Origin of the sequence: Mesorhizobium carmichaelinearum, assembly GCF_900199455.1 — a bacterium.
GTDB classification, from domain to species: Bacteria; Pseudomonadota; Alphaproteobacteria; order Rhizobiales; family Rhizobiaceae; genus Mesorhizobium; species Mesorhizobium carmichaelinearum.
On record NZ_FZQR01000003.1, the window covers coordinates 369,342 to 396,009 of the forward strand.

The 26,668-nt window shown below is 64.0% G+C and carries 28 protein-coding genes and 1 tRNA gene; 17 read left to right on the forward strand and 12 right to left on the reverse strand.

Annotated features, from left to right (window positions below; all coding sequences use genetic code 11):
* Positions 1-30: 30 nt before the first annotated feature.
* On the forward strand, positions 31-1,533 hold the full coding sequence (locus tag CKW40_RS08410; RefSeq protein WP_095199469.1) for a winged helix-turn-helix domain-containing tetratricopeptide repeat protein: 1,503 nt from the start codon (positions 31-33) through the stop codon (positions 1,531-1,533).
* A 181-nt stretch (positions 1,534-1,714) separates the two neighbouring features.
* Here CKW40_RS08410 and CKW40_RS08415 read toward each other — a convergent pair.
* Positions 1,715-1,804 (reverse strand) — tRNA-Ser (locus CKW40_RS08415).
* 366 nt (positions 1,805-2,170) lie between these two features.
* Between CKW40_RS08415 and CKW40_RS08420 the strand changes: the two genes are divergently transcribed.
* The 5 genes from CKW40_RS08420 (at position 2,171) to CKW40_RS08440 (ending at position 5,777) form a co-directional block, all read left to right on the forward strand.
* Positions 2,171-2,890 carry a hypothetical protein gene (locus CKW40_RS08420; protein WP_244571130.1) on the forward strand — a complete coding sequence of 240 codons (720 nt, stop codon included), beginning with the start codon at positions 2,171-2,173 and terminating at the stop codon, positions 2,888-2,890.
* A 116-nt stretch (positions 2,891-3,006) separates the two neighbouring features.
* Positions 3,007-3,330, forward strand: coding sequence for a hypothetical protein (locus CKW40_RS08425; RefSeq protein WP_095199471.1), 324 nt, complete (start codon positions 3,007-3,009; stop codon positions 3,328-3,330).
* Between the two features lie 38 nt (positions 3,331-3,368).
* Positions 3,369-4,031 carry a peptide-methionine (S)-S-oxide reductase MsrA gene (msrA, locus tag CKW40_RS08430; RefSeq protein WP_095199472.1) on the forward strand — a complete coding sequence of 221 codons (663 nt, stop codon included), beginning with the start codon at positions 3,369-3,371 and terminating at the stop codon, positions 4,029-4,031.
* Positions 4,032-4,243: 212 nt separating this feature from the next.
* Entirely contained in the window at positions 4,244-5,233 is a 990-nt protein-coding gene (locus CKW40_RS08435; protein ID WP_095199473.1) for a BMP family lipoprotein, read from the forward strand.
* Positions 5,234-5,336: 103 nt separating this feature from the next.
* Entirely contained in the window at positions 5,337-5,777 is a 441-nt protein-coding gene (locus CKW40_RS08440; protein ID WP_244571131.1) for a GNAT family N-acetyltransferase, read from the forward strand.
* On the opposite strand, the gene CKW40_RS08445 is transcribed toward CKW40_RS08440, so the two are convergent.
* Complete coding sequence (locus tag CKW40_RS08445; protein ID WP_095199475.1) at positions 5,772-6,173, reverse strand: hypothetical protein; 402 nt, start codon at positions 6,171-6,173, stop codon at positions 5,772-5,774. The two genes, CKW40_RS08440 and CKW40_RS08445, sit on opposite strands and share 6 nt — an antisense overlap.
* A gap of 22 nt (positions 6,174-6,195) precedes the next feature.
* Complete coding sequence (locus CKW40_RS08450) at positions 6,196-6,402, reverse strand: SlyX family protein (RefSeq protein ID WP_179297894.1); 207 nt, start codon at positions 6,400-6,402, stop codon at positions 6,196-6,198.
* Positions 6,403-6,620: 218 nt separating this feature from the next.
* Between CKW40_RS08450 and CKW40_RS08455 the strand changes: the two genes are divergently transcribed.
* From CKW40_RS08455 to deoA, 6 genes are read left to right on the forward strand one after another with little or no spacing between them, the layout of a single operon-like run.
* Positions 6,621-8,150: an ABC transporter ATP-binding protein gene (locus CKW40_RS08455; protein WP_095199477.1), complete on the forward strand. Its 1,530-nt coding sequence runs from the start codon at positions 6,621-6,623 to the stop codon at positions 8,148-8,150.
* Positions 8,147-9,286: an ABC transporter permease gene (locus CKW40_RS08460; RefSeq protein ID WP_095199478.1), complete on the forward strand. Its 1,140-nt coding sequence runs from the start codon at positions 8,147-8,149 to the stop codon at positions 9,284-9,286. The genes CKW40_RS08455 and CKW40_RS08460 overlap by 4 nt, the downstream gene beginning before the upstream one ends.
* A gap of 1 nt (position 9,287) precedes the next feature.
* The gene (locus tag CKW40_RS08465) at positions 9,288-10,259 is read left to right on the forward strand and encodes an ABC transporter permease (RefSeq protein ID WP_095199479.1); all 972 of its coding nucleotides are present in this window, start codon (positions 9,288-9,290) and stop codon (positions 10,257-10,259) included.
* Between the two features lie 56 nt (positions 10,260-10,315).
* Positions 10,316-10,708, forward strand: coding sequence for a cytidine deaminase (gene cdd / locus CKW40_RS08470; protein WP_095199480.1), 393 nt, complete (start codon positions 10,316-10,318; stop codon positions 10,706-10,708).
* Between the two features lie 13 nt (positions 10,709-10,721).
* Positions 10,722-11,531 (forward strand): purine-nucleoside phosphorylase, encoded by an 810-nt coding sequence (locus CKW40_RS08475; RefSeq protein WP_095199481.1) that lies wholly within the window; start codon positions 10,722-10,724, stop codon positions 11,529-11,531.
* Entirely contained in the window at positions 11,531-12,850 is a 1,320-nt protein-coding gene (gene deoA, locus CKW40_RS08480; RefSeq protein ID WP_095199482.1) for a thymidine phosphorylase, read from the forward strand. The genes CKW40_RS08475 and deoA overlap by 1 nt, the downstream gene beginning before the upstream one ends.
* On the opposite strand, the gene CKW40_RS08485 is transcribed toward deoA, so the two are convergent.
* The 3 genes from CKW40_RS08485 to CKW40_RS08495 all read right to left on the reverse strand — a co-directional run bounded on the left by CKW40_RS08485 (position 12,851) and on the right by CKW40_RS08495 (position 15,265).
* The gene (locus CKW40_RS08485) at positions 12,851-13,414 is read right to left on the reverse strand and encodes a TIGR02281 family clan AA aspartic protease (protein WP_095199483.1); all 564 of its coding nucleotides are present in this window, start codon (positions 13,412-13,414) and stop codon (positions 12,851-12,853) included.
* A 121-nt stretch (positions 13,415-13,535) separates the two neighbouring features.
* A complete protein-coding gene (gene upp / locus CKW40_RS08490) occupies positions 13,536-14,165 on the reverse strand; it encodes a uracil phosphoribosyltransferase (protein WP_095199484.1) in 630 nt (209 codons plus the stop codon).
* 125 nt (positions 14,166-14,290) lie between these two features.
* Positions 14,291-15,265 (reverse strand): adenosine deaminase, encoded by a 975-nt coding sequence (locus CKW40_RS08495; protein WP_095199485.1) that lies wholly within the window; start codon positions 15,263-15,265, stop codon positions 14,291-14,293.
* 134 nt (positions 15,266-15,399) lie between these two features.
* Between CKW40_RS08495 and ubiE the strand changes: the two genes are divergently transcribed.
* The 3 genes from ubiE (at position 15,400) to coaBC (ending at position 19,379) form a co-directional block, all read left to right on the forward strand.
* On the forward strand, positions 15,400-16,176 hold the full coding sequence (ubiE, locus tag CKW40_RS08500; protein WP_095199486.1) for a bifunctional demethylmenaquinone methyltransferase/2-methoxy-6-polyprenyl-1,4-benzoquinol methylase UbiE: 777 nt from the start codon (positions 15,400-15,402) through the stop codon (positions 16,174-16,176).
* Between the two features lie 67 nt (positions 16,177-16,243).
* Positions 16,244-17,818, forward strand: coding sequence for a 2-polyprenylphenol 6-hydroxylase (gene ubiB / locus CKW40_RS08505; RefSeq protein WP_095199735.1), 1,575 nt, complete (start codon positions 16,244-16,246; stop codon positions 17,816-17,818).
* Between the two features lie 91 nt (positions 17,819-17,909).
* On the forward strand, positions 17,910-19,379 hold the full coding sequence (gene coaBC, locus CKW40_RS08510) for a bifunctional phosphopantothenoylcysteine decarboxylase/phosphopantothenate--cysteine ligase CoaBC (RefSeq protein WP_198421141.1): 1,470 nt from the start codon (positions 17,910-17,912) through the stop codon (positions 19,377-19,379).
* Between the two features lie 63 nt (positions 19,380-19,442).
* Here coaBC and CKW40_RS08515 read toward each other — a convergent pair whose 3' ends face one another.
* Positions 19,443-20,024, reverse strand: a complete 582-nt coding sequence (locus CKW40_RS08515; protein ID WP_095199737.1) for an invasion associated locus B family protein — start codon at positions 20,022-20,024, stop codon at positions 19,443-19,445.
* 470 nt (positions 20,025-20,494) lie between these two features.
* Here CKW40_RS08515 and CKW40_RS08520 point away from each other — a divergent pair, with 470 nt between their 5' ends.
* Complete coding sequence (locus CKW40_RS08520) at positions 20,495-20,803, forward strand: hypothetical protein (protein ID WP_244571132.1); 309 nt, start codon at positions 20,495-20,497, stop codon at positions 20,801-20,803.
* Positions 20,804-20,931: 128 nt separating this feature from the next.
* Entirely contained in the window at positions 20,932-21,408 is a 477-nt protein-coding gene (locus CKW40_RS08525) for an NUDIX hydrolase (protein WP_095199488.1), read from the forward strand.
* A 2-nt stretch (positions 21,409-21,410) separates the two neighbouring features.
* Here the strand turns inward: CKW40_RS08525 and CKW40_RS08530 are convergent, their stop codons facing one another.
* From CKW40_RS08530 to CKW40_RS08550, 5 genes are all read right to left on the reverse strand, one after another.
* Positions 21,411-22,262, reverse strand: a complete 852-nt coding sequence (locus CKW40_RS08530) for a citryl-CoA lyase (RefSeq protein WP_095199489.1) — start codon at positions 22,260-22,262, stop codon at positions 21,411-21,413.
* Positions 22,259-23,443 (reverse strand): CaiB/BaiF CoA transferase family protein, encoded by a 1,185-nt coding sequence (locus CKW40_RS08535; RefSeq protein WP_095199490.1) that lies wholly within the window; start codon positions 23,441-23,443, stop codon positions 22,259-22,261. Before CKW40_RS08535 ends, CKW40_RS08530 begins: the two co-directional genes overlap by 4 nt.
* A 14-nt stretch (positions 23,444-23,457) precedes the next feature.
* Positions 23,458-24,981 carry a tripartite tricarboxylate transporter permease gene (locus CKW40_RS08540; protein WP_095199491.1) on the reverse strand — a complete coding sequence of 508 codons (1,524 nt, stop codon included), beginning with the start codon at positions 24,979-24,981 and terminating at the stop codon, positions 23,458-23,460.
* A gap of 4 nt (positions 24,982-24,985) precedes the next feature.
* Positions 24,986-25,522 carry a tripartite tricarboxylate transporter TctB family protein gene (locus tag CKW40_RS08545; RefSeq protein ID WP_095199492.1) on the reverse strand — a complete coding sequence of 179 codons (537 nt, stop codon included), beginning with the start codon at positions 25,520-25,522 and terminating at the stop codon, positions 24,986-24,988.
* Positions 25,523-25,668: 146 nt separating this feature from the next.
* Positions 25,669-26,646 (reverse strand): Bug family tripartite tricarboxylate transporter substrate binding protein, encoded by a 978-nt coding sequence (locus CKW40_RS08550; RefSeq protein WP_095199493.1) that lies wholly within the window; start codon positions 26,644-26,646, stop codon positions 25,669-25,671.
* Positions 26,647-26,668: the final 22 nt, after the last annotated feature.

The following is a 26,668-nucleotide window of genomic DNA, read 5'->3' on the forward strand; positions in this document are numbered from 1 at the left end:
GAAAACTTCCGAAACGTCTAGTATGCCCACATGCAGGGCACCCGCATCGCTTTTGGTCCGTTCCTACTCGATCCCGACACCGGGACGCTCCTTAAAGAGCAAATCCCGATCGCTGTCGGGCATCGTGGGCTGACGCTGCTTGCCGCGCTTACGGCCCGGCCCGGTGAAATCCTGACCAAGGCCGAGCTGATGGACGCTGCCTGGCCGGGCACCGCCGTTGAGGAAGGCAACCTTACCGTCCAAATCGCGACACTAAGAAAGGCACTCGGTCCGGCTGAAAAAGGCGGCGAGTGGATCGCCACGGTGCCCCGCGTCGGCTACCGCTTCACCGGGGCTGTCGAGCCGGTGGCGAGCGCATCCCACAGACCGATACCACCCGCCGGCAAGCCGTCGATTGCGGTGCTGCCTTTTGCCAACTTGAGTGGCGATCAGGACCAGCAGTATCTCAGCGACGGCATAACCGAGGACATAATTACGGAGCTGGCCAGGTTCCGCTCCCTCCTCGTCATCGCGCGCAATTCATCTTTTCAGTTTCGCCATCCGGCATTGGACATTGCCGAAGTCCATCGCAAACTCGGCGTTCGCTACCTCGTCGAAGGCAGCATACGAAAGCTTGGTGATCGCATTCGCATCACCACACAGTTGATTGACGCCGCCACCGGCACCCACCTGTGGGCTCAACGGTACGATCGGGCCCTCGACGACATCTTCGCATTGCAAGACGAGGTTGCGGCTCTTATCGCCTCGATGGTCGAAGGCCAGGCGGAGGCCGATTCGGCGAGCCGGACCAGACGCAAGCCTCCGGCCGATTGGGATGCATACGACTACTACCTGCAGGGGCGCGCACACTTCTACCGTTATGAACTGGACAAGTCCGAGCCGCTATTCGTCCAGAGCGTCGAGCTCGATTCGACGTTCGCTCAAGGCCACGCCTTCCTCGCGCAAGCCCTCGTCGGCAGATTTTGGTACGACAACGATCCGCGGACGCTACAGAAGGCCTGGGACTCGGCACGAACGGCACTCGCTCTCGACAGGAGCGATGGTGTCTGTCATCAGAGCATGGGGTTAGTGCTTACGCACATGCGCCAGCACAGCGATGCGGGAGCGCATTTCGAGCGAGCGCGCTCGTTGAACCCGCTAGACGTGAACATAGCGGGTGACTACGCAAACTGGCTCAACTACGGCGGACAGGCCGAGACGGCGCTGAACGTGCTCGAAACCGCGCTCCTGCGCGACCCGTTACCTCCGATATGGTTCTGGGAGGTTAAGGGCAGCTCCCTCTTCCTGCTTGGAAGGTACTCGGAAGCCGTCCGTTCGTATCAGATGGCCGGCGACCATTTCTTCATTCATGCCTTCCTCGCTGCGACGTACGCGCATTTGGGCGAGACGCAGAAGGCGCGTGCTGAAGTCGAGGAAGCACTGACGAGGAAACACGACCTGACCGTTCGGCTGATTTCAGGTCTACCGTTCGCCGACCAAGTCGCCCTCGAGCTGTTCACGTCAGGCTTCAGAAAGGCCGGTTTTCCCGCGTGAGACTGTCCGCGACAATATGGAAGCCGAAGAAGCGCTAAGGAACACCCTCCAAGGGGGCTTGCGGAATCGGCTTCGCCCGAAGCCTAGGACTTTCTGGTGCATTTTCCTTGGGAAACGCATTGGGAGGGAGGCAAGCGACGTCGACAACTATCTTACAAAATCAATACGTTAGGCGAAAAACTGGCGGAGAGAGCGGGATTCGAACCCGCGTTACGGTCTCCCGTAAACACACTTTCCAGGCGTGCGCCTTCAACCACTCGGCCACCTCTCCGTCCTTGCCTTCGCGCCGGCCGGTTTCGCCGCGCGGGTTGGGGAGATGCATCTCCTTGGGGCTGCGGCGCGGAATGTCCGCGCCATGAATGCCGCCCAACCAGCGGACATCTTCCCCGGCACCTGAGCCGTCAAAGCAACAGGCGCGGGGCTCATCTAGTCGATCCCGCGCCGAATGCCAAGCCATAAGCGCAGTCTATTCGCTTTGCCGGCCACACAGCGTTTCGCGAGGCCGCCGCCGCGCCTGTTTCCGGGGAGTCGGCCCCGAATGATGTGCACAGGCAAGGCAGCAAGGCCGGCCGCGCTTGACTTCCCTGCTGGTCGCGCGTCGAGTGAGACAGAGGCTTTGCGGGGGCATCGTCCGGATATGACATCGAGCAGCGAACAACCGGGCACTGGGCAGACGCCAGCCGGCCGCCCGGGCGGCGACCTTTTTTACGTCCCAGTCGGCTGGCTCATCTTCGTCATGGCGTGGTCGGTCTATGGCCTGGCGTCGGCCTGGTGGCTGGTCGGGAATTCCGGCCTGCCGGACAAGATCTTCAATTTCCTGCTCGGCGGCCTCGTCGCCAATGTCATCATCATCCTGTGGGGGCTTTACCTGCTCGGCCTCGCCTTTGGCCGCTCGGGGCGCTTCCCTCGCCATTTCACTGTCTGGCAGATCGCCCTCATCGTCTGGGTGCTGGCAAGGCAGGCCTATGTGCTTGTCGTGCCGGATTTCGTCTTCTCCGCCAGGAGCCTCGGCATCTCCGCCATCGAAATCGGCATCGGCCTGCTTTGCATCTACCTGCTGCGCGGCGGCTCCGGCGCCGAGACCGTCTACGCCAAGCCGCAAACCGAAGCGCCGCCGGTCGGCGCTTCGATCGCCGCCGCCTTGCTTGGCATCGTCCTCGGCGCCGTCGTCGGTGCCGTGGGCGGCTTCCTTGCCGGCTCGGTGATCGCCGATGTCGCCGAGGTAAGCTGCTTCGAAGGTGGCTGCGGCTATTTCGCCGCCTTCTTCGGCCTGGGCGGGCTGGTGGTCGGCGCCATTGCCGGCGGCATTCTTGCCGTCTGGCTCGTTCACCGGCGCAGGCGCAAGCCAGTGACATAGGGAGAGGAAGCCCTTCAAATTCGCGTATCGCGGTTGCGGGCAAGTCATGCGCACTCTATTTCTCGCAGGGGATACGTGCCGGAGATCCCGTCCAGGATCGGCCGGGGGAGAGCTTGATGTTTCGCTTCATTTTTCGTCTTGCGGCCATGGTCGCGCTGTCGGTTTCCGTCATCATGGCGGTGCTCGACACGACGCGCACGGTGGCGGCTTCGGCGCTTGTGCTGACCCCGCTCAATGCCAGCTGGCTGGCCGTCTCGCCGGACACGCGGGCCGCCTTCGAAACCTTCGTCCGCGCCAAGGCCAGTCCGCTGCTGTGGGACGGCGCCATCGCCTGGGTGCTCAACCAGCCGGGCTTTGCCGTGTTCGCGGTGCTGGCCTTCCTGCTCTACGCCATCGGCTACCGCTGGCAGCGGCGCACGGGCCAATTCGCCGCCAACTGATCAATTTTCTTGCATCCTGACGGGAAGGAAAGCCGCGCATGTTCTTTCTCAGCGACATGCTGAACAAGAAGCTCAATATGCCGAAGCCGTCCGAGGCTTTGCCGGGTCGTGCCAAGGCGATCCAGACAATTTCCAAGCACCATGTCTTGAAAAGGCCGCTCAAGGGGCCCTACCCCGAGGGGCTGGAGACGGCGATGTTCGGGCTCGGCTGCTTCTGGGGCGCCGAGCGCCTGTTCTGGCAGACCGAAGGCGTCTGGGTTACCGCCGTCGGCTATGCCGGCGGCATCACGCCCAATCCGACCTATCAGGAAACCTGCACCGGGCTGACCGGCCATGCCGAAGTAGTGCTGGTCGTCTTCGACCCCAAGATCGTCTCCTATGCCGACCTTCTGCGGCTGTTCTGGGAAAGCCATGACCCGACGCAAGGCATGCGCCAGGGCAATGATGTCGGCACCACCTACCGCTCCGCGATCTACACATCCGGCGATGCGCAATTCCAGGCGGCAAACGCCTCGCGCGACGCCTATCAGGCCGCGCTGCGCGGTGCCGGCCACGGCAGGATCACCACCGAGATCGCACCGGCGCCCGCCTTCTACTTCGCCGAGGCCGATCACCAGCAATATCTGGCAAAGAACCCTTACGGTTATTGCAACCTCAAGGGCACGGGCATCGCCTGCGCCATGCCGGCCGCCACCGCCTGAGGGCTTACGCGCAAGGATCGGACTGCGGCATGGTCCGCCCGTGGCACGCTTTTCCAAAAGGTCAAAATTCCGCGTGAATTTTGTTTCGGGCCGTGCCAGATTGCCCAGGAGCGGGAGGGGAATACACTCCTGGCTGACGTCGCGTGGTTGCCGGTGAACCGGGCAGCCAGGCGGTGCGTAACGGAAAAAATAACCGACAGGGTGTGGATCACATGAAACGTATCGTTCTCGGCCTCTTGGCCGCAACCGCAATGGTTCTTCCGGCTTTCGCCGCGGATGTCCAGCCGGCCATCCTCTATGATCTGGGCGGCAAGTTCGACAAATCCTTCAACGAGGCTGCCTTCCATGGCGCCGAGAAATTCAAGACCGAGACCGGCGTCCCCTATGTCGAGTTCGAGGTCTCCAACGCCTCGCAGCGCGAGCAGGCGCTGCGCCGCTTCGCCGAGGACGGCCACAACCCGATCGTCATGGCCGGCTTTGCCTGGGAGGATGCGCTGAAGAAGGTCGCGGCCGAATATCCCGATCTCAACTTCGCCATCATCGACGACGCCGTCGATCTGCCCAATGTCCGCTCGCTGGTGTTCAAGGAGAATGAAGGCTCCTACCTCGTCGGCATCATGGCGGCGATGGCATCGAAGACGAAGAAGGTCTCCTTCATCGGCGGCATGGACATCCCGCTGATCCGCAAGTTCGAATGCGGTTATGTCGGCGGCGCCAAGTCCGCCGGCGCGACCGACGTCATCCAGAACATGACCGGCGACACGCCGGCCGCCTGGAACGACCCGGCCAAGGGCGGCGAAATCGCCAAGACGCAGATCGACCAGGGCTCCGACGTGGTCTACGCCGCCGCCGGCGGCACCGGCGTCGGCGTGCTGCAGGCGGCGGCGGATGCCGGCAAGCTCGGCATCGGTGTCGATTCCAACCAGAATGGCCTGCAGCCAGGCAAGGTCCTGACCTCGATGATGAAGCGCGTCGACGTTGCCGTCTACACCGCCTTCATGGACGGCAAGAACGGCACCTTCAAGGGCGGCCTCGAAAACCTCGGCCTCAAGGAAGGCGGCGTCGACTACGCCATGGACGACAACAACAAGGCGCTGGTCACCCCTGAGATGAAGGCGGCGGTCGAGAAGGCCAAGGCCGACATCATCGCCGGCAAGATCCAGGTGCACGACTACACGGCCGACAACGCCTGCCCCTATTGATCGGCAAACACTCATTTTGCGAACCGCCGGGCTTTGTCCCGGCGGTTTTGTTTTTGGAAGACGTCTGACGACCGAGGCAAGAGTGAAGCCGATCATAGAACCCATGACCGAACGCGACGTCGAGGCGGTGACACGATTGCGCGTTGCCGCCTTTTTCGAGGGTAGCGCGAGGACGCCGGATGAGGACGCTGCCGGGCTCCGGACACTCCTGGCCGGGGACGGCTTCGAGACGGCGCTGGTGGCGCGGGTCGACGACGTAGCGGCCGGCACATGCCTGCTGGTCCGCCGCGAATTGGAACCCGCGCACGACCTGACGCCATGGTTGGCTGGCTTGGTCGTCGATCACAACCACCGCAAGAAGGGGATCGGCCGCGCGCTGGTCGCGGCCATCGAAGCGCATGCGGCGTCGATCGGTGTGGAGAGGCTCTACCTCTATACGTGGGAAGCGCGTGATTTCTATTCTGCGCTCGGCTGGGTGGTCGTCGAGCCGTTCGAGCAGGACAGTCACCCAATGCTGCTGATGTCGCGCGAACTCCGGCTATAAGCGGCCCACGAGATAGCCGAGTGCGAAGACCACTATCCGCACGATGGCGATGACGGTGCCGCGCCGGCCGCCAAGCGAATGCACGCCAATGCCGTATGGTGGCCGGGACAGGCTTCGAATCACCGTCCCCGGTTTGGCATCGCTGCTGCCCAGACCGACGCTGCGCATCTGCGGCAATTCGGCGAGGCGTTGCGTGACCAGCGCCCAATGATTGGCGGGCAAGGCAGGTTTTTCGACGCGGTCGAAGACATGCATGCGTTCGGCCAGCCGCACGACCGCGTCGCGGAAGGCGGGATCGATCTCGAGGTCGCGCTCGGCCCGCTCGCGCTCCGCGTCGTTCATCAGGCCGAGCACATAGTCGCCGGCCCTTGCGATACGGTCGCTTTCACTGGCCATGATTTGCGCCCTCCCCTTTTCCTCACCAGTGTGGCGGCTTGGTTACGGGCACGTCGGGTGCCGACTGTTCCTCCAGCGCCAGGAAACGGTCGGTCAGGGCGTCGAGCTTGCGCTGCATGCGTTCGACCACCTTCCACTGCTCGGCGATCTGGCCCGACAGTTCCTCGATGGTCTTTTCCTGCTCGGCGGCGCGGATTTCCAGCGTCGTCAGCCGGTCGGCGGGCATGATCATTTGCAGTCCCTGATGCTGCGCCACAATGCCTTGCATCGTGATGCGAATTTCGACGTCGTCATATTAGCGAATATGAAGCTGGCGGACACGTTGGAAATTGACAAGCACACCGTGATTTGCCGAGAGTGGATACTGCTCCGGCCAATTGGCATGGGCGGAGCGTCATGCTAGGCGTTTTGACCAAGCGATAAAAAAATAAGAGTGGGACTGGCTGCATGGCGCAAGCCGCAATCGAACTGATCGGCATCAACAAGAGTTTTGGCGCCGTGCGTGCCAACCGCGACATCAATCTGGAGATCGCGCGCGGCACCATCCATGGCATCGTCGGCGAGAACGGCGCCGGCAAGTCGACGCTGATGTCGATCCTTTATGGCTTCTACCAGGCCGACAGCGGCGAAATCCGCGTCGGCGGCCAGCCGGCGTCGATCAAGACGCCCAACGACGCGATCGCGCTCGGCATCGGCATGGTGCACCAGCATTTCATGCTGGTCGACAATTTCACGGTGCTGGAAAACATCATTCTTGGCGCCGAAAGCGATGCGCTGCTGAAGCGCAGCATCACCAAGGCGCGTTCCGAGCTGGAGCGGCTGGAGCGCGAATACGGGCTCGAGGTCGATCCCGACGCCATCATCGAGGAACTGCCGGTCGGCCTGCAGCAGCGCGTCGAAATCCTCAAGGCGCTCTATCGCGGCGCCGAAATCCTGATCCTCGACGAGCCGACCGGCGTGTTGACGCCGGCCGAGGCCGACCACCTGTTCCGCATCCTCAAGCAGTTGAAGGAGCAGGGAAAGACGGTGGTGCTGATCACCCACAAGCTGCGCGAGATCATGGCCATCACCGACACCGTCTCGGTCATGCGCCAAGGCACGATGGTGGCGACCCGCGAGACCAAGAAAACCACCGTCGAGGAACTGGCCGAACTGATGGTCGGGCGCCGTGTGCTGCTGCGGGTCGAGAAGGGCGAAGCCGAAGCCGGCGCCGTCAAGCTCGCGGTCAAGAACCTGACGGTCAAGGATTCCCGTGGCGTCACCATGGTCGACGACATCTCCTTCGACCTGCGCGCCGGCGAGATCGTCGGCATTGCCGGCGTCGCAGGCAACGGCCAATCCGAACTGCTCGAGGCGATTTCCGGCATCAGGCACGCCGTTTCCGGCTCCGTCATGTTGGACGGCAAGCCGATCGATCTCACCGGCAAGGCCGACCCCGGCGAACTGCGCGACCGCGGGCTCGCTCACGTGCCGGAGGATCGCCATCATGTCGGGCTGGTGCTGGCCTTCGAGGAAAACGAGAATTCCATCCTCGGTTATCACGACGACCCCCGCTATCTCAAAGGGCCGTTCCTCAACGTCGATGCCATCATGGCTGACGCCAAGGACAAGATAGAGAAATACGACATCCGGCCAAGCAATCCGCGGCTGAAGACGGCCAATTTCTCCGGCGGCAACCAGCAGAAGATCGTGCTCGCGCGGGAAATGGAACAAGACCCGGGTGTTTTGATCGTCGGCCAGCCAACGCGCGGCGTCGATGTCGGCGCCATCGAATTCATCCACAAGCGCCTGATTGCCATGCGCGACCAGGGCAAGGCCGTGCTGGTGGTGTCGGTCGAGCTCGACGAGATCCGCTCGCTCTCCGACCGCATCCTGGTGATGTTTGCCGGCCGCATCGTCGGCGAGCGCGGCCCGGAGGCGACCGAGGGCGAGCTTGGCTTGCTGATGGCGGGCGTCGAGCAGGAGGCCGCCGCATGAGCACGCCTTACGCCAAACTGCCGGCCTGGGCCGATTATGGGCTGATCCCGCTGATCAACCTCTCGGTGGCCTTCATCGTCGCCGGCTTCGTCGTGCTGCTGGTCGGTGAGAACCCGTTCCGCGCCGCCGTCATCCTGGTCGAGGGCGCCTTCGGCAAGGGAACCGGCATCGCCTTCACCCTCTTCTATGCCACCACCTTCATCTTCACCGGACTTTCGGTGGCGGTGGCGGCGCATTGCGGCCTGTTCAACATCGGCACCGAGGGGCAGGCCTACATTTCTGGCCTTGGCATCGCCATCGTCTGCCTGTCCTTCGACAGCACGCTGCCCTGGTGGCTGACATTTCCGCTGGCCATCGTCGCTTCGGCGGTTGTCGGCGCTTTGTGGGCGTTGATCCCCGCCTATCTACAGGCCAAGCGCGGCTCGCACATCGTCATCACCACCATCATGTTCAACTTCATCGCCGCCTCGATCATGGTCTATCTGCTGGTCGGACCGTTGAAGCCTGCAGGGTCGCAAGCCCCGCAGACGCGCAACTTCTTCGCCGGGGCCGAACTGCCGAAGCTCAACTGGATCATCGAGCTGTTCGGCGCCAAGATCCGCTCGGCGCCGCTCAACGTCACCTTCCTGCTGGCGCTGCTCATGGCCTTCCTGGTCTGGCTGCTGATCTGGCGCACCAAGCTCGGCTATGAGATGCGCACCTATGGCCACAGCCCGAAGGCGGCGCGCTATGCCGGCATTTCGGAAACCCGCATCATCATCACCGCGATGATGATCTCGGGTGCGCTGGCCGGCATGATGGCGCTCAATCCGGTGATGGGCGACCAGCACAATGTCGCGATCGACTTCGTCTCCGGCGCCGGTTTCGTCGGCATCGCCGTGGCGCTGATGGGGCGCCTGCATCCGGTCGGCATCGTGCTGGCGGCGGTCCTGTTCGGCATGCTCTATCAGGGCGGTGCCGAACTCGCCTTCGAGATGCCGGCGATCAGCCGTGACATGATCGTCATCATCCAGGGTCTGGTGATCCTGTTCGCCGGCGCGCTGGAACACATGTTCAGGCCTTACATCCAGGCGCTGTTCGCCTCGTTCAGCCCGAGGTCGGTCGGCATGGAAGCGGTCAAGGGAAAGGGCGCCTGAGATGGATGTCTTTATCGCCATCGTGCAGATTTTGGACTCGACCATCCGCCTGTCGGTGCCCTTGCTGCTCGCCTGCCTCGCCGGCCTCTTTTCCGAGCGCTCCGGCATCTTCGACATCGGCCTGGAAGGTAAGATGCTGGTCGGCGCCTTCGCCGGCGCCGCCGCGGCTTCCGTGTTCCATTCGGCCTTTATCGGCCTCGGCATGGCGATCCTGATTTCGGTCGCCTTTGCCATGGTGCACGGCTTCGCCTCGATCACCCATCGGGGCAACCAGATCGTTTCCGGCGTGGCGATCAATTTCATCGCCGCCGGCTCGACCATCATCCTCGGCCAGGCCTGGTTCAGCCAAGGCGGGCGCACGCCGGCGCTGCAACCGGGCGAGCGGTTCGACGCGATTGTCTGGCCCGGCGCCGAAGCGGTCCGGGATGTGCCGATCATCGGGCCGATCTATGCGGAACTGATCTCAGGCCATTCGCTGCTGGTCTACCTCGCCTTTCTGATGGTGCCGTTCACCTGGTGGGTGCTGTTTCGCACCCGCTTTGGCCTTAGGCTGCGCGCCGTCGGCGAGAACCCGGCCGCTGTCGACACTGCCGGCATTTCGGTCGCCTGGCTGCGCTACCGCGCGCTGATCTGCACCGGCATCCTCACCGGCGTCGCCGGCGCCTATCTGTCGATGGTGCAGAATGGCGGCTTCGTGAAGGACATGACCGCCGGCAAGGGCTATATCGCGCTGGCCGCGCTGATCTTCGCCAAGTGGAAGCCGGTCAACGCCATGTTCGCTTGTCTTTTGTTCGGCTTCCTCGACGCGGCGGCGATCCGCCTGCAGGGCTCGCCGCTGCCGATCATCGGCAAGGTGCCGGTGCAGTTCATGCAGGCGCTGCCCTATATCCTCACCGTCATCCTGCTCGCCGGCTTCATCGGCAAGGCGATCCCGCCGCGCGCCGGCGGCGTGCCCTACGTCAAGGAACGCTAGGCCCGGCGCGAGGCACGCGCCGGGTTTTGGACACGATCGTCGGAGAGAAGAACTGAATGTCGCATGATCTGTTCGAAGCGGCCAGGACCGCCATGGCCAAGGCCTATGCGCCCTATTCGAAATTTCCCGTGGGTGCCGCCTTGCGCACCGAGGATGGGCGCGTCTTCACCGGCGCCAACATCGAGGTCGCCTCCTATCCGGAGGGCTGGTGCGCCGAGACCACCGCGCTTGGCCACTACATCATGGGCGGCGGTGGCAAAATCGTCGAAATCGCCGTCATTGCCGAACGCATGGCCAAATGCTCGCCCTGCGGCGGCTGTCGCCAGCGGCTGGCCGAATTCTGCCGGCCGGACACAAAACTCTACCTCTGCGACAACACGGGCGTGGCCGAGACCGTGACCATGGGCGACATGCTGCCCTACGGTTTTCGCGGCGATATTCTCAAATGAAGAGCGGGCTGCAATGACCGAAAAAACGGTGGACCATCTGATCGAAAGGCTGGACGGCCTGGCGCCGTCGACAGCGCTGGTGCTGGGTTCGGGCCTCGGCGTGCTGGTCGACCGGATCGAGCACCCGATCCGCGTCCCCTATGCCGAGCTGCCTGGCTTTCCCAGGAGCGGCGTCAGCGGCCATGCCGGCGAAGTGGTGGCCGGGCTGTTTGCCGGCACGCCGGTGCTGATGCTGTCCGGCCGCGCCCATTACTATGAGCATGGCAACGCGGCGGCAATGCGCCCGGTGCTGGAAGTGCTCGCCGGCATCGGCATCACCAAACTGATCCTCACCAACGCCGCCGGTTCGGTCGACCCAGACATGCCGCCGGGCTCGGTGATGTTGCTCACCGACCACATCAACTTCTCCGGCAGCAATCCGCTGATCGGCGAGCCCAGCGACCGCCGTTTCGTCGGCCTGACCGAAGCCTATGATGCCGGCATCCGCAAGGCCATCGAACGCGCGGCGAAGGCGACCGGCACCACGCTGCACCAGGGCGTCTATATGTGGTTTTCCGGCCCGTGTTTCGAAACGCCGGCCGAAATCCGCATGGCACGCATCATGGGTGCCAACGCCGTCGGCATGTCGACCGTGCCGGAAGTCATTCTCGCCCGCTTCCTTGGCCTGCGCGTCGCCGCCTGCTCGGTCATCACCAATCTGGCGGCCGGCATGACCGGAGCCGAACTTTCGCACCAGGAGACCAAGGACATGGCGCCGGTCGGCGGGTCGCGGCTGGCAACGGTCCTGCACAGAGTGTTCCGTGACGGACTGCTGGAAAGCTGATGCTTCCGCAGGAAATCATCCGCCACAAGCGAGACGGCCACAGGCTCTCGGCCAGTGAAATCGCAGCCTTCGTCGACGGCGTGACCTCGGGCGCCGTCACCGATGGCCAGACCGCGGCTTTTGCCATGGCGGTGTTCTTCAACGGCATGAATCGCGACGAGGCCGTGGCGTTGACGCTGGCCATGCGCGATTCCGGCGATGTGCTCGATTGGTCGGACCTGCCCGGCCCGGTCACCGACAAGCATTCGACCGGCGGCGTCGGCGACAATGTCTCGCTGATGCTGGCGCCGATCGTCGCTGCCTGTGGCGCCTATGTGCCGATGATCTCGGGCCGTGGCCTTGGCCATACCGGCGGCACGCTGGACAAGATGGATGCGATCCCCGGCTACACCAGCCAGCCCGATATCGCGCTGTTTCGCCAGGCGGTGCTGGAAACAGGCTGCGCCATCATAGGCCAGACCGCCGATCTGGCGCCGGCCGACCGCCGGCTCTATGCCATCCGCGACGTCACCGGCACCGTGGAATCGGTACCGCTGATCACCGCCTCGATCCTGTCGAAGAAGCTCGCCGCCGGCCTGGGCTCGCTGGTGCTCGACGTCAAGGTCGGCAATGGTGCCTTCATGGAGAAGTCGCGCGACGCGACCGCGCTTGCCAACAGCCTGGTCGAGGTCGCCAGCGGCGCCGGACTGAAGGTCTCGGCGCTGATCACCGGCATGAACGAGCCGTTGGCCTCGGCCGCCGGCAACGCCGTCGAGGTACGCAACGCCGTCGATTTTCTGACCGGCCGTCTGCGTGACCGGCGGCTGGAGGATGTGACGCTGGCGTTGGCCGCCGAAATGCTGCAGTCGGCGGGGCTGGTGTCATCCAACCAGGATGGCTTGCGCCGCGCCACCGAGACGCTGACCAGCGGCCGCGCCGCCGCCACCTTCGCGCGCATGGTGGCGGTGCTTGGCGGCCCCGCGGATTTCATCGAGAAGCCCGAAAAATATCTGCCCGACGCGCCAACCGAATTCGCGGTGAAGGCGACGGCAAACGGGTTCGTCACCGGCATCGCCACCCGCGACATCGGCCTTGCGGTGGTTGGCCTGGGCGGCGGGCGCACAAGGTCTGACGACAAGATCGACCTCGCCGTCGGCATCACCAGGCTGCTGCCCATAGGGGCGGAAGTGCATGCCGGAGATGTGCTGGCGCTGATCTACGCCCGCTCCCCCTCCGATGCCGAGGTAGCGGCAGCCTCTGTGGTTTCAGCCTACGCCATCGGCGCTTCGAAACCGCCGGCCGACAAAACCGTCATCCGGCGGATCCTGCCGCGCGGTTGATTATTGGACGAGCAGCAGCGTGCCGTTTTCGGCCTGGTATTTGCCGAGTCGGCTGAGAAAGCTCATGCCGATCAGATTGGTGCGCAACGCCTTGTCGTCGAGAACGATGGCCTGCACACCATCGACGCTGATGCTGCCGATCTGCAGCCGGTCGATCATCACCACCGCCGCCTTGATCGAGCCGTTGGCGGTGTTGACCTCGTGGCTGAAATCGGACGGATTGAGCGACAGCCCGATCCGGCGCGCCGTCGACGTGTTGACCGCGACCAGGGTGGCGCCGGTGTCGATCATGCCGTCGACCTGGCGGCCGTTGAGTTTGAAGGTCGACGAGAAATGGCCGCGCCCGTCCGCGGTGACGACGACCTTGCGGCCGATCGGCAGCGGCGCTGCCGGCTTGTCGGGAACGGATGCCAGGCTGACCTCCGGTTGAGCCTCGGTAGCGGGCTTGGCCGTCACCGCCGATTTCAGCAGGGTTTCGAATATCTGCGGATTCGACTGATAGACGACCGGGATCGATGCCGATGCTCCGGCAAAGACGCTGAGAATGAGAAGCTTGCGCAGCATGGATCGGCCTTTGTGATGGCCGATCCTTTAGCCCGGGATGGTGTTTGCCGCTTTAACAGGCGCCAAAACCGCTCCGTTTCGTAAACATTCGGTAAATAGTACCAGGCAACTTTGCCTGGTGCTACTTGGTCCCGTACATGCGGTCGCCGGCGTCACCGAGGCCGGGCATGATGTAGCCCTTCTCGTTGAGCTGGCGGTCGATGGACGCGGTGAAGACCGGAACGTCCGGATGCGCCTTGGTGAAACGCTCGATGCCTTCGGGCGCCGCCAAAAGGCACAGGAACCGGATGTTGGTGGCGCCACGCCCCTTCAGCTTGTCGATCGCCGCGATTGCCGAATTGGCGGTCGCCAGCATCGGGTCGACGACGATCACCAGCCGGTCGGCGAGATCGCTCGGCGCCTTGAAGAAATATTCGACCGCCTCCAACGTCTCATGGTCACGGTAGAGGCCAATATGGGCGACGCGCGCCGCCGGCACCAGGTCGAGCAGGCCTTCCAGCAAGCCGTTGCCAGCGCGCAGCACCGAAGCGAAAACCAGCTTCTTGCCCTCCAGCGTCGGCGCTTCCATTTCCTCGATTGGGGTCTCGATGGTGGTGGTGGTCAGTTCGAGATTGCGGGTCACCTCGTAGCCGAGCAGCAGCGATATCTCGCGCAACAGCCGCCGGAAGCCGGCCGTCGAGGTCTCCTTTTTGCGCATGATGGTCAGCTTGTGCTGGACAAGCGGGTGGTCGACGACGGTGACGCCCTTCATGGTGTTCTCCTGATGCGTGTCGCCCGGCGCGCGGACGCGCTTCAGGCAGCTGGAACGACCCTAACGACAATGCACCGGCCAAGGAACCGCTTGGCCGCCATCGACCACAGCTTTGTCGGAGAAAATCAGCGCGCCGCACCGTTCAGCCGGGCCAGAAGTGCTGTCTTGGTCTTCCTGTCGACGAAGGCGGCTTCGATGGCGGTTCGGGTGACGGCCGCCAGCGCTTTCTCGTTCATCGCGAAATGCTCCGCCGCGATATCGTATTCGCGCTTCAGCGAGGTCCAGAAATAGGGCGGGTCGTCGGAGTTGAGCGTCACCTTGCAGCCGGCCGCCTGCAAGGCGGGAAACGGATGGTCGGCAAAATTGTCAAACACTTTGAGCGCGATGTTGGAACCAGGACAGCATTCCAGCACGATGCCCTCGTCGGCGATGCGCCGGACCAGATCAGGATTCTCGATGGCGCGCACGCCATGACCGATGCGCGATGGGCGGATATGGTCGAGCGCCGCCTGGACAGTCTCCCAGCCCGTCAGCTCACCGGCATGGATGGTGATGCCGAGCCCGGCCTCGCGGGCGATCTCGAAAGCCCTGACATAGTCTTCCATCTCGCCCATGCGCTCGTCGCCGGCAACGCCGAAACCGGTGACCAGCGGATGCCCGCAGCGCGCCGCAAAGCGCGCCGCCTGTTCGATCGATTCGACGCCGACATGGCGCACGCCGGTGACGATCATGCGGCCCTCAATGCCGGTCTTGGCCTTGGCGCGGAGCATGCCTTCGCCGAGCGCGTCGGTATAGGCCTTGGGCGACAGGCCTGCCTTCGTCGCATGGTCCGGCGAGGTGAACACTTCGGAGTAGATGGCGCCGTCGCGGGCCAGGCTGGTCAGATAATGGTCGGCCAGTCGTGCGTAATCCTCCTCGGTGCGGAACAGATCGGCGGAAAAATCGTAAGCCGCAAGAAAGGAGGTGAAGTCGTGCCAGACAAAGGAACCGTTCTGGATATAGGGCGAGGTGTCCTTGCCGTATTTCTGCGCCTGGCGGATGACGAGCTCTGGCGCCGCTGCCCCTTCAATGTGGCAGTGCAGTTCCGCTTTCAAAGGCATTCAAACATCCCGTCGGTCAGTCCAGGTCTTGAAAACCCACCACCTGGAAGCGCGGCTGAACACCGCGCCTTAAACAATAGCGCCCACAGCATCGATCGGCTATGGTCCCGCCGGTTTTATGACGGATCAAAAAAATGTCAGTTGAGAGAACCACGGCCGCCGGCGGCATGGAAACCTCCTATGGTTTCAAGCGTGTAGGGGAAGGCGAGAAGCAGTCCCTGGTCAACGACGTTTTCCACAAGGTTGCCAACCGCTACGACCTGATGAACGATCTGATGTCGGCTGGCCTGCACCGGCTGTGGAAGGATGCCATGGTGACATGGCTCAATCCGCCGAAGCGCGCAGGCTGGAAGGTCCTGGATGTGGCCGGCGGCACCGGCGACATCGCCTTCCGCATCGTCGAAGCCAGCCACGGCCATGCTCATGCCACCGTGCTCGACATCAACGGCTCGATGCTCAGTGTCGGCCGCGACCGGGCCGAAAAGAAGGGCCTATCCGGCAACACCGATTTCGTCGAGGCCAATGCCGAGGAACTGCCCTTCGCCGATGCCACATTCGACGCCTACACCATCGCTTTCGGCATCCGCAACGTGCCGCGCATCGATATCGCGCTCGGCGAAGCGTTCCGCGTGCTGAAGCCAGGTGGCCGCTTCCTGTGCCTGGAATTTTCCGAGGTCGAGATGCCGCTGCTCGACAAGGCTTATGAGGCCTGGTCGTTCAACGCCATTCCCAGGATCGGCAAGATGGTCACCGGCGACGGCGAGCCCTATTCCTATCTGGTCGAGTCCATCGCGAAATTCCCCAACCAGCAGAATTTTGCGGCGATGATTTCCCGCGCCGGCTTCGACCGCGTTTCCTTCCGCAACTATTCCGGCGGTATTGCCGCGCTGCATTCGGGCTGGAAGCTTTGAGGCTGGCCCGCATTTCCCATCCCCGATATGGCTCGTGCCGGTCGCAAGGACCGGCCAAGGTGCAGCCATGAGCAGCGTCGGCGCTGGTTTCAGGCTCGCACGGGCCGGCTGGGTGCTGGTGCGCGAGGGCGTCATCGCCGCTCTGCCGGGCGAGGAGTTGTCCGGCCTGCCGAAATTCGGCTGGCGGCTGGCGCGGCTGTTCACCCGCCGCCGCGCGCTGGCCTATGAGCGCAGCGACCGGCTGGCCAAGGCGGTGGTTCGGCTCGGCCCGTCCTATGTCAAGCTCGGCCAGTTCCTGGCGACACGGCCCGATGTCGTCGGCAACGACATGGCGCTCGACCTCGCCATGCTGCAGGACAAGATGCACACCTTCCCCAGGGCCGAGGCGGTCGCCGCCATCGAAGCCTCGCTCGGGCGCAAGGTGGGCGATCTCTACGCCGAGTTCGGCGACCCGGTCGCCGCCGCTTCCATCGCCCAGGTCCATGCCGCCGAAACCATCCATGACGGCGTTGCCACCAAGGTCGCGGTGAAAGTCATCCGTCCCGGCGTGCGCCGCCGCTTCTTCCATGACCTCGAAAGCTATTTCCTTGCCGCCCGCCTGCAGGAGAAATACATCCCCTCCTCACGCCGGCTTCGGCCTGTCGAGGTGACCGAGACGCTGGCGCAGACCACCAAGATCGAGATGGATTTGCGCCTCGAGGCGGCGGCACTCTCCGAACTTGGTGAGAACACCAGGGATGATCCCGGCTTTCGCGTGCCTTACGTCGACTGGGAACGCACCGGTCGCGACGTGTTGACCATGGAATGGGTCGACGGCGTCAAGATGAACAACATCGCAGGCCTGGAGGAGGCCGGCCATGATCTGAAGGCGGTCGCCGCGAACCTCATCCAGTCGTTCCTGCGCCATACGTTGCGCGACGGTTTCTTCCACGCCGACATGCATCCCGGCAATTTGTTCGTCGAGGCGAGCGGTACCATTGTCGCCGTCGATCTCGGCATTGCCGGACGTCTCGGCAAGAAGGAGCGCCGCTTCCTCGCGGAAATCCTCTACGGCTTCATCACGCGCGACTATCTGCGCGTCGCCGAGGTGCATTTCGAGGCCGGCTACGTGCCGCGCCAGCACAATGTCGCGGCCTTCGCGCAAGCGATCCGCGCCATCGGCGAACCGATCCATGGCCAGCCGGCCGAGACCATCTCCATGGCCAAGCTTCTGACACTGCTGTTCGAGGTGACTGAACTCTTCGACATGGCGACGCGGCCCGAGCTGATCCTGCTGCAGAAGACCATGGTGGTGGTCGAGGGCGTGGCGCGCACGCTCGATCCGGCCTTCAACATGTGGAAGACGGCCGAGCCGGTGGTCGGCGGCTGGATCGCCGGAAACCTTGGCCCGCGCGGCATGATGGTCGATGCCCGCGACGGCGCCAAGGCGCTGCTGACGCTCGCCCGCCAGGCGCCCGAGCTTGCCGCGCGCACCGACCGGCTGTCGCGCGAGATCGACCTGATGGCCGAGCACGGCCTGCGTTTCGACGAGACCACGGCGCGTGCCATCGGCAAGGCCGAGGCCCGCTACAGCCGCTCCGGCCGCGTGGCGCTGTGGGTGATTGCGCTGACACTGGTCTATATCGCCTGGAAGATTCTTTAGGCCCAGAAATCGAAGCTCGGGCCGGCAACTTGCGGCAAATTGATTGCATTGCTATCATCGCCATCGGTTAAGATGAGCAAAGTGCAATCACATGGCAAGCATCACGATCCGCAACCTTGACGACGAGGTCAAGGAGCTGCTGCGCCGATTGGCGGCGGAAAACAACCGCTCCATGGAAGAGCAGGCCCGGGTGATGATCCGGGCCGCTGTCGACGGTCAGATCGGACCCGGCCGTATCGATCAGATCGAAAGGACCCTGCGCGAACTGACCAGCACGCACAGTGCGGCGACCCCGGTTGCGGCCCCCGCGGGCAAGATCCTTCCGCCGGGTATGCTTTCCGGCAAGCGCATCCTGCTCATCATCGGCGGTGGCATTGCCGCCTACAAGGCGCTCGACCTGATCCGCCGGTTGCGCGAGCGTGGTGCGGCGGTGCGCGTGGTGATGACAGCAGCTGCACAGGAGTTCATCACCACGCTGTCTGTCGGCGCGCTCTCCGCCGACCATGTCTACACCGAATTGTTCGACCGCAATGACGAGCACGATGTCGGCCACATCAGGCTGTCGCGCGAGGCCGATCTTCTGGTGGTTGCGCCCGCCACCGCCGATTTGATGGCCAAGCTTGCCAACGGCCATGCCAATGATCTTGCCTCGACGGTGCTCATCGCCACCGACAAGCCGGTGCTGATGGCGCCGGCGATGAACCCCAGAATGTGGGCGCATCCGGCCACCCGCCGCAACCGCGCGACATTGGGCAAGGACGGCATCGGCTTCGTCGGCCCGGCCAGAGGCGAAATGGCTGAAAGCAATGAAGCCGGCGAAGGCCGCATGGCCGAACCGCTGGAGATCGTCGCGGCGATCGAGGCGTTGCTCGAAGCCGGCCCCAAGCCGCTGGCGGGGCGCAAGATCATCGTCACCTCCGGCCCGACGCACGAGCCGATCGACCCGGTGCGCTACATCGCCAACCGTTCCTCCGGCAAGCAGGGTCACGCCATCGCCGCGGCATTGGCAAGGCTTGGCGCCGATGTGCGCCTCGTCTCCGGTCCCGTCAGCATTGCCGATCCAGCCGGCGTGAAGACTATCCATGTCGAACGTGCGCAAGAGATGCGCGATGCGGTCGAACAGCTTCTGCCCGCCGACGCTGCAATATTTGTCGCCGCCGTTGCCGACTGGCGCAGCGAGAATTCGGCCGGCGAGAAGATCAAGAAGGTGGCGGGCGAAGGACCACCGGTGCTGCGCATGGTCGAGAACCCCGACATCCTTGCCGGCGTCGGCCATCACAGCCAACGGCCCGGCCTGGTCGTCGGCTTTGCCGCCGAGACGCAGGATCTTTTGCGCAATGCAGAGGCCAAGCTGAAGAAGAAGGGCGCCGATTTCATCGTCGCCAACGATGTCTCGCACGAGAGCGGCATCGGCCCTTCAGGCGTCATGGGTGGAGATCGCAACCGGGTGCGGATCGTGTCGAAGGCCGGCGTCGAGGAATGGCCTGAAATGACTAAGGACCAGGTGGCGGCGCGGCTCGCCGCCCTCATCGCCGAACGGTTGAAAACAACAGTCGTTTGACGCGCAAAAGACAAGATACGCGGCGCCAGTTGGACGCCGCGCATCAGATTCCGGACTAAGCCGTCAGTTCGACAACAGTTCCGCCGTGCGGGCAAGCGCCCCGCCGAAACCGTTGAGCGGAATGGAAAAGCTCACCGCTTGCCCGGTATCGGCCGCGAAGGCGTCGATCTTCAGCGTCGTGCCGTTCTTGAGCAGCGGCGTGACATTGGCATCGAACGCCACCGGCACCAGGCAGCCGACCACCTGGCAAGTGTTGAACGCCAGGCTGCCATCGAGCTTCTGGTCGTCGATGGTCAGGGTGACGCCCTTGGCCAGCGCCAGCCCGAACGGCAAGGCAAGGGTGCCGGTGGCATCGTCGCCGGTCTTGCTCGACAGCTCGATCGCCAGCAGCCGCTGGTTGCTTTGCTTGTTGAACTGCTGGTGCGACAGGCTGCAGACCTTGTTCGTGCCCGATATCTGGCAGTTGACCGTCCAGTCGCCATGGGTTTCGGACAAGGCCGATGCACCGCCGGGCAGTTGCGGCGCATCCGCGGCGGGCGCGGGCGCCGCCGCAACCTTGTCGCCCTTGGTCTGCGCGGCCACTGCCGGCAGGCCGGCAGTGCAGGCCGCACCCAGCATGGCTGCGAAAAACACGTACTTCCTCATCAAGACCTCTCCCGCCCGGCTCCGTCTCGAGCCAGCCTGGAAACTGACCTTGCGAGACGCGCTGGCTGCATTCTGTTTGACCGTTTCCCCGAAGGCGCCGTTGTACCTGACGGACATGCCGACGCCATTGACGCCATTCAGTTCGAGGCCAGCGCCGACCCGATAGAGCGGCGAATCGATCGCTTCCGTCAAGTGCAATGCGGGGTTGCCGGGTAGATTCTCCGCAGCCGCGAAGCGACCTTTATTGGGGCAACTCCACCTGGACTTCCATGAAGCGAATGCCGCAGTGTCGCCGGGCGCGATGTCCATGCCGATCTCAAGCGTTGGCGTCGTCGGCAATCCGCGGTCGCGGTCGGATGGCCAGCAGAGGGCGTGATCGATTTCAACGCGACCGATGGGCCGGCCATGGCATCGCCGGGCGAACGCCCTATATATGGCGGATGAACAGGATTTTTCGCGGGAATGGGCGGATGTCGGCGCGTCGACCATCGATGAAACTTGCATCAGCGCTGCTGGTCGCGGCTTTTGTGTCCGGCTTTGCGCTGCCCGCTTCCGCGCAGGTGCTCAATCCCGCGGCCAACGGCAACGCGCTGGTCCAGCAGAACGATCTGCAGATCTTGCAGAACCGGATTCAGCGGCAGCAATTTCAACAGCAGCAACAGCAGTATCGCGCACAAGACCGCGTGATCGTCCAGCAACCGCCGCTGGTGGTGCCGCAGGTCAGGTCGAGTTGCCAGATACAGATAATCGGCAACACCGCCGTGAGCACCTGTCGCTGACAGGCTGACCACTCTTTTATTTAGCCGACTTACATGATAGGGGCCTTTCAGGTGCCCCTGCGGCAGTTTGGGTTTTGCAAAGGCGCCGCGTCACGCTATGGGGCACTGCACCGACTGGATTGTTACGAATGGCAGCCACCAAGAAAAAGGCCGTGCGCAAGGCCAAGAAAGGCGAGCGGATCCGCCAGGTCGCGGCGATCCCCTTTCGGTTGAACGCGGTCGGCGATATCGAGGTGATGCTGGTCACGTCGCGGACGACGCAACGCTTCATCGTCCCCAAGGGATGGCCGATGAAGGGTAAGAGCGGCCGCAAGGCAGCCACCATCGAGGCAATGGAGGAAGCCGGCGTGCTCGGCAAGACATTGAAGCAACCGGCGGGCACTTATTCCTACTGGAAACGGCTGGCCAACAACTTCATTCGTGTCGACGTCATCGTCTATCTGCTTGAGGTGGCCGAGGAACTGGCCAGCTGGCAGGAAGCCAAGCGGCGGCAGCGGGCCTGGCTTACGCCGGCCGACGCGGCGACGCTGATCGACGAGCCTGACCTCTCGACGCTGGTGAGGACGCTGAAGCTTCCCGGGCCTATGCCTCTCGGCGAGTCATAGGCTCACTCGCCGGCCTCGTCCTCTCCCGAAAACGGCCGCAGCGGCGTGCCGGTATAGGCCCACAGCCATTCTCGCGGCAGCGGCCCCTTATTGCGCTCACTCTGCTGCGACTGCTCCCAGGCATGCGCCAGGATGCCGACGGAACGCGACAGCACGAAAAGCCCCCGTGTCAGCGGCGGCGGGAAGCCGAGTTCGCCATAGATGACCGCCGTGGCGCCATCGATGTTGAGCGGGATTTTCTTGCCCTTGCGCCGCGCGACATCGGCCTCGATCGCCTCGGCAATGTCGGCGAACCGTCCATTGACCACGCCACGCGCGGCAAATGCGCGGGTCAGTTCAAGCAGCCGCGGCGCGCGCGGATCGACGGGGTGGAAGCGGTGACCGAGCCCCGGCACATAACCCTTTTCCTCGGCGAAGAACCGGTCAAGCCGTGCCGCGACCGCCTCATTCAGCACCGTCCCGCCATCGATCGCCACGGCGATATCACCGTAGAAGGACAGCGCCTGTTCGCCGGCGCCGCCATGCACGTCACCGAGCACGTTGATGGCCGAAGCCATGGCGCTGTTGATGCCGACGCCACAGGTGGCGGCCATGCGGGCAATGGCGATCGACGGTGCCTGCGGCCCATGATCGACGGCCGCCCCCAGCGCAATGCCAAGCAGTGCCGCCTGGTCCTCGCTGGGCAATTCGCCACGCAGCATCAGCCAGATCATCGCCGGGAAGCTGACGCGGCCGATCAGGTCCTGGATCTCATAGCCGCGCAGCCGGATGACGCCGGGGCTCATCTCGATGATGCCGGTCTGCCACCATTCCTCGCCGCGCTCACGGCCTGACTTCTTCTGCGTATCGCTCATGCCCGGGCCTTTGCCTTGGCGCGTGGCGGCAGGCCGGCGAAAATCTCGTCCATATGCTCACCGAGCACCGGCGGCGGCTTCATCGGCAAAGGCGCTTCACCATCGACCATGAAGCCGGCGCGCAGGACGGTCAGCGGCCTGTCCATCCCGGCAACATCGTCAAAATTCGCGGTCACCTGGCGCGCCAGCACCTGCGGTTCGGCCAGCACTTGCGGGATCGTCAGCACCCTGCCCGCCGGCACGCCGGCGCGGTTGAGCGTCTCTTCCCAGACAGCCGCCGAGGCGCCTGCAAGAGCCTCCTCGATCTCGGCTTTCAGCGCCGCGCGGTTGTACTTGCGCGTCTCGCGCTCGGCAAAGCGCGTGTCCGAAGCCAGCTCCGCTCGACCAATCAGCCGGCAAAGCGTCACGAACTGCTCCTGCTTGTTGGCTGCAATGTTGAGCAGTCCATCGCCGGTACGAAAGGCGCCGGACGGTGCCGCCGTCATGTTCTCATTGCCCATCGGCTTCGGATCGACCCCTGCCGTCAGATAGTTCGAAACCGGCCAGCCAAGCGCGGAAAGCGTGCATTCGAGCATCGAGACGTCAAGAAAGGCGCCCTCGCCCGATGTCTTCTGCCTGACCAGCGCCGATGCGATCGCGAAAGCGCCGACCAGCCCGCCCAGCGTATCGGCGACCGGATAGCCAACACGCAGCGGCGCCGTTTCCGGCGTGCCGGTGATGCTCATAATGCCCGACAGGCCCTGGACGATCTGGTCATAGGCGGGATTGTCGCGCATCGGCCCGGTCTGGCCGAAACCCGATATCGCGCAATAGACGAGGCCCGGCCGGACCGCCTTCAGCGCCTCATAGCCAAGGCCGAGCCGATCCATCACGCCGGGGCGGAAATTCTCTACCAGCGCGTCGGCGCTGGCGACAAGATCGAGGAAGCGTTCGCGATCGGCTTCCGTCTTCAGATCGAGCACGACAGATCGTTTGCCGGCGTTCTGCGCCAAGAACGAGGCGCCCATGCCGGCTTGGTTGAGCTTTGGCGAGCCGCCGAGCTGGCGCGCCAGGTCGCCGCCTTGCGGCCCCTCGACCTTGATTACGTCGGCCCCCAGCAACGCCAGCTGATAGGCACAATAAGGCCCGGCCAGAACATTGGTCAGGTCGAGGACGCGGATACCGGAAAGCAGGTCAGTCATATCGTCTCAATCGGTCAGGCATCGCCCGGCACATGCTCCGGTCCGCGCCGCCGGCGATGCTCGATGAAGGCCCAGATATGCGGTCCGGCGAGGCCGATGAAGGCGAGCGTCAGCAGCGTCAGCGACAGCTTGTGCGTATAAAACACCGACCAGTCGCCATTCGAGATCGTCATCGCCCGGCGGAACTGGGTTTCGGCAAGCGGCCCCAGGATCATGCCGATGATGACGGGCGCGGTCGGGAAATCGAAGCGTCGCATCAGGAAGCCCGCCGCCCCCAGCAGATAGAGGATGACGAGATCGATCGGCGACTGCGAGATGCCATAGGTGCCGACGGTGGCGAACACCAGGATGCCGGCATAGAGCTGCGGCGCCGGGATCTTCAGCAACCGCACCCACAGACCGATAAGCGGCAGGTTGAGGATGACGAGGATGACATTGGCGATGAACAGGCTGGCGATCAGGCCCCAGACCAGGTCGGCCTGCGTCGTCAAAAGCAGCGGCCCGGGATTGATGCCGTAGCTCTGGAACGCCGACAGCATGATTGCCGCCGTCGCCGAGGTCGGCAGGCCGAGCGTCAGCATCGGCACCAGCACGCCGGCGGCCGATGCATTGTTGGCGGCCTCGGGACCGGCAACGCCCTCGATGGCGCCGACCGTGCCGAATTCCTCCTTATGCTTCGACAGCTTCTTTTCGATGGCGTAGGACAGGAAGGTCGGGATTTCGGCGCCGCCGGCCGGCATGGCGCCGATCGGGAAGCCGATCGCCGCACCGCGCAGCCAGGCCTTCCATGACCGGCCCCATTCGGCCGCGGTCATGTAGAGCGAGCCTTTCAGCGGCACGATCTCATCCTTGCCGGCATAGCGGCGCGAAGCCATGTAGAGCGTCTCGCCGACCGCGAACAGGCCGACGGCGGCGATGATGACGTCGACGCCGTCGAGCAGCTCGGTCGAGCCGAAGGTGAAGCGCGGCTGGCCGGTCTGCAGGTCGACACCGATCATGCCGATGACGAAGCCGGCAAACAGGCTGGTGAGCCCGCGCACCGAAGACGAGCCGAGCACCGCCGAAACCGTGATGAAGGCCAGCACCATCAGCGAGAAATACTCGGCCGGGCCGAAGGCCAGCGCGAACTTGACCACCACCGGCGCCAGAAAAGCGACGCCCAGCGTGCCGATCGTGCCGGCAACGAAGGAGCCGATCGCCGAGGTGGCGAGTGCGGCACCGCCACGGCCAGACCGCGCCATCTTGTTGCCTTCCAGCGCGGTGACGATGGTGGCGCTTTCGCCCGGCGTGTTGAGCAGGATCGACGTCGTCGAGCCGCCATACATGGCGCCGTAGTAGATGCCGGCGAATAGGATGAAGGACGCCTCCGGCGCCACCTGATAGGTGATCGGCAGAAGCAAGGCGATGGTCAGTGCCGGCCCGAGGCCGGGCAGAACGCCGATGGCCGTGCCGAGCGTGGTGCCGAGCAGGCACCACATCAGGTTCATCGGTGTGAAGGCGACCGAGAATCCGTGGGCGAGATGGCCAAGCGTTTCCATGGCATCAGCCTCCCAGAGCGTCGATGATCGCGTCGATCACCGTGTTCAACTGGTTCTCGATGAATCCGGCGCCGATGTTGACGCCGAGCGCCCTGGCGAAGCCGAAATAGGCGGCCAGCGCCAGGATGAGACCGGTGAGCGCGTCACGCAGCGTATGCTTGCTGCCGAAGCCGTAGCAGACGAGAACGAACATGATGACCGATGCCGCTGTGAAGCCGAGAGGCCGGATGAGCAGCAGGTTGGCGATCAGGCCGATGACAACGAAGCCCATCGCCTTCCAGTCGGTCGGCGTTTCCTTTTCCTCCTCCGGCTGCCAGCCGCCGCGAAGTGCTGCGAGGATGAGCAGCAGCGAGAGCACCACCAGGCCGACCATGGTGAGATAGGGGAAGACGGTCGGGCCAACTTTGGAATAGAGCGGCGACACCGGAATCGCCAGCGTCTGCCAGGCCACGGCGCCGGCACAGGCCAGAAGGCCGATGCCAACAAGCAATTCCGGCACAGCAAGGCGCGAGGGCGCCGCTGGCTGGTTGATGGTGCTCATGAACGTCCCTCCCCGGTAGTTGGCCAAGACAACCGGCAGCCGCTGCCGGCTTCACGTACCTTCACTCATTGGCCGACCGCACTCTCTCCTGCGATCGGCTGGAATAGAAAAATGAGGGACGGCTCGCGCCGTCCCCCTGGGGAAAATCAGGCGAGGCCGAGATCCTTGAGGATGGCTTCGATGCGCGCCGAATCCTCGGCGACGAATTTCGCATAGTCATCGCCGGTGAGCAGGATGGGTGTCCAGTTGCGGTTCTTGCATTCGGTGGCCCAGGCATCGCTCTTGGCCATGGTCTCGACCAGTGTGATCATCGCTGCCTTGTCGGCGTCGGACACCCCGGGAGGCGCGAAAACACCGCGCCAGTTGAACAGTTCGACATCGATGCCGGCTTCCTTCAGCGTCGGCGCGTCGATACCGTCCTGGCGTTTGTCGGCCGAGATGGCGAGCAGCCTCAGTGCGCCGGCCTTGATCTGCTCGGAGAATTCGCCAAAGCCGGAGATGCCGGCTGCCACCTGGTTGCCGAGCAGCGCCGACAAGGCCTCGCCGCCGCCGGCGAACGGCACATAGGAAAGACTGGTCGCCGGAACGCCGACCGTCTTGGCGATCAGGCCGAACAGGATGTGGTCGGAGCCACCGGCGGAACCGCCGGCCACCGGAACCTTGGTCGGATCGGCCTTGAGCGCGGCGACGAAATCGGCGGCGGTCTTGAACGGCGACTCCGCCGGCACCACCAGGGCCTCGAATTCGCCGGTGAGGCGGGCGATCGGCGTGACCTGCGTCAGATTGTTGGCGGCCTTGTTGGCGATGATGGCGCCAACCATGACCATGCCGGCAACCATCAGCGAATTGCCCTTGCCATTCCATTGGCTGATGAACTGCGGCAGCCCGACCGTGCCGCCGGCGCCGCCGACATTGGTGATCTGCGAGCCGGAGATCAGCTTCTCGCTGCGCAGCACCTGATCCATCGTGCGCCCGGTCTGGTCCCAGCCGCCGCCGGGTGCCGCCGGCACGAAAATCTGGATCTGCGGTGCGCCTTCAGCGAAAGCGGGCGTGAGATGAAGTCCTGCAAGGCCGGCAGCACCTGCCGCCGCCGTGCTCATCAAAAATCTGCGTCTGTTCAGCATGGGATTCCTCCAGATCACGACA

Excerpts from the sequence above, each read along its gene's own strand:
- ubiE (WP_095199486.1), top strand. The coding sequence starts at position 15,400 with ATGTCAGTTGAGAGAACCACGGCCGCCGGCGGCATGGAAACCTCCTAT.
- CKW40_RS08465 (WP_095199479.1), top strand. The coding sequence starts at position 9,288 with ATGGATGTCTTTATCGCCATCGTGCAGATTTTGGACTCGACCATCCGC.
- CKW40_RS08535 (WP_095199490.1), bottom strand. The coding sequence starts at position 23,443 with ATGACTGACCTGCTTTCCGGTATCCGCGTCCTCGACCTGACCAATGTT.
- msrA (WP_095199472.1), top strand. The coding sequence starts at position 3,369 with ATGTTCTTTCTCAGCGACATGCTGAACAAGAAGCTCAATATGCCGAAG.
- CKW40_RS08425 (WP_095199471.1), top strand. The coding sequence starts at position 3,007 with ATGTTTCGCTTCATTTTTCGTCTTGCGGCCATGGTCGCGCTGTCGGTT.
- CKW40_RS08540 (WP_095199491.1), bottom strand. The coding sequence starts at position 24,981 with ATGGAAACGCTTGGCCATCTCGCCCACGGATTCTCGGTCGCCTTCACA.
- upp (WP_095199484.1), bottom strand. The coding sequence starts at position 14,165 with ATGAAGGGCGTCACCGTCGTCGACCACCCGCTTGTCCAGCACAAGCTG.
- ubiB (WP_095199735.1), top strand. The coding sequence starts at position 16,244 with ATGAGCAGCGTCGGCGCTGGTTTCAGGCTCGCACGGGCCGGCTGGGTG.
- CKW40_RS08550 (WP_095199493.1), bottom strand. The coding sequence starts at position 26,646 with ATGCTGAACAGACGCAGATTTTTGATGAGCACGGCGGCGGCAGGTGCT.
- CKW40_RS08530 (WP_095199489.1), bottom strand. The coding sequence starts at position 22,262 with ATGAGCGATACGCAGAAGAAGTCAGGCCGTGAGCGCGGCGAGGAATGG.
- CKW40_RS08440 (WP_244571131.1), top strand. The coding sequence starts at position 5,337 with ATGACCGAACGCGACGTCGAGGCGGTGACACGATTGCGCGTTGCCGCC.
- CKW40_RS08435 (WP_095199473.1), top strand. The coding sequence starts at position 4,244 with ATGAAACGTATCGTTCTCGGCCTCTTGGCCGCAACCGCAATGGTTCTT.
- deoA (WP_095199482.1), top strand. The coding sequence starts at position 11,531 with ATGCTTCCGCAGGAAATCATCCGCCACAAGCGAGACGGCCACAGGCTC.
- CKW40_RS08460 (WP_095199478.1), top strand. The coding sequence starts at position 8,147 with ATGAGCACGCCTTACGCCAAACTGCCGGCCTGGGCCGATTATGGGCTG.
- CKW40_RS08515 (WP_095199737.1), bottom strand. The coding sequence starts at position 20,024 with ATGAGGAAGTACGTGTTTTTCGCAGCCATGCTGGGTGCGGCCTGCACT.
- CKW40_RS08545 (WP_095199492.1), bottom strand. The coding sequence starts at position 25,522 with ATGAGCACCATCAACCAGCCAGCGGCGCCCTCGCGCCTTGCTGTGCCG.
- CKW40_RS08475 (WP_095199481.1), top strand. The coding sequence starts at position 10,722 with ATGACCGAAAAAACGGTGGACCATCTGATCGAAAGGCTGGACGGCCTG.
- CKW40_RS08445 (WP_095199475.1), bottom strand. The coding sequence starts at position 6,173 with ATGGCCAGTGAAAGCGACCGTATCGCAAGGGCCGGCGACTATGTGCTC.
- CKW40_RS08495 (WP_095199485.1), bottom strand. The coding sequence starts at position 15,265 with ATGCCTTTGAAAGCGGAACTGCACTGCCACATTGAAGGGGCAGCGGCG.
- coaBC (WP_198421141.1), top strand. The coding sequence starts at position 17,910 with ATGGCAAGCATCACGATCCGCAACCTTGACGACGAGGTCAAGGAGCTG.
- CKW40_RS08520 (WP_244571132.1), top strand. The coding sequence starts at position 20,495 with ATGTCGGCGCGTCGACCATCGATGAAACTTGCATCAGCGCTGCTGGTC.
- CKW40_RS08410 (WP_095199469.1), top strand. The coding sequence starts at position 31 with ATGCAGGGCACCCGCATCGCTTTTGGTCCGTTCCTACTCGATCCCGAC.
- cdd (WP_095199480.1), top strand. The coding sequence starts at position 10,316 with ATGTCGCATGATCTGTTCGAAGCGGCCAGGACCGCCATGGCCAAGGCC.
- CKW40_RS08525 (WP_095199488.1), top strand. The coding sequence starts at position 20,932 with ATGGCAGCCACCAAGAAAAAGGCCGTGCGCAAGGCCAAGAAAGGCGAG.
- CKW40_RS08485 (WP_095199483.1), bottom strand. The coding sequence starts at position 13,414 with ATGCTGCGCAAGCTTCTCATTCTCAGCGTCTTTGCCGGAGCATCGGCA.
- CKW40_RS08455 (WP_095199477.1), top strand. The coding sequence starts at position 6,621 with ATGGCGCAAGCCGCAATCGAACTGATCGGCATCAACAAGAGTTTTGGC.
- CKW40_RS08420 (WP_244571130.1), top strand. The coding sequence starts at position 2,171 with ATGACATCGAGCAGCGAACAACCGGGCACTGGGCAGACGCCAGCCGGC.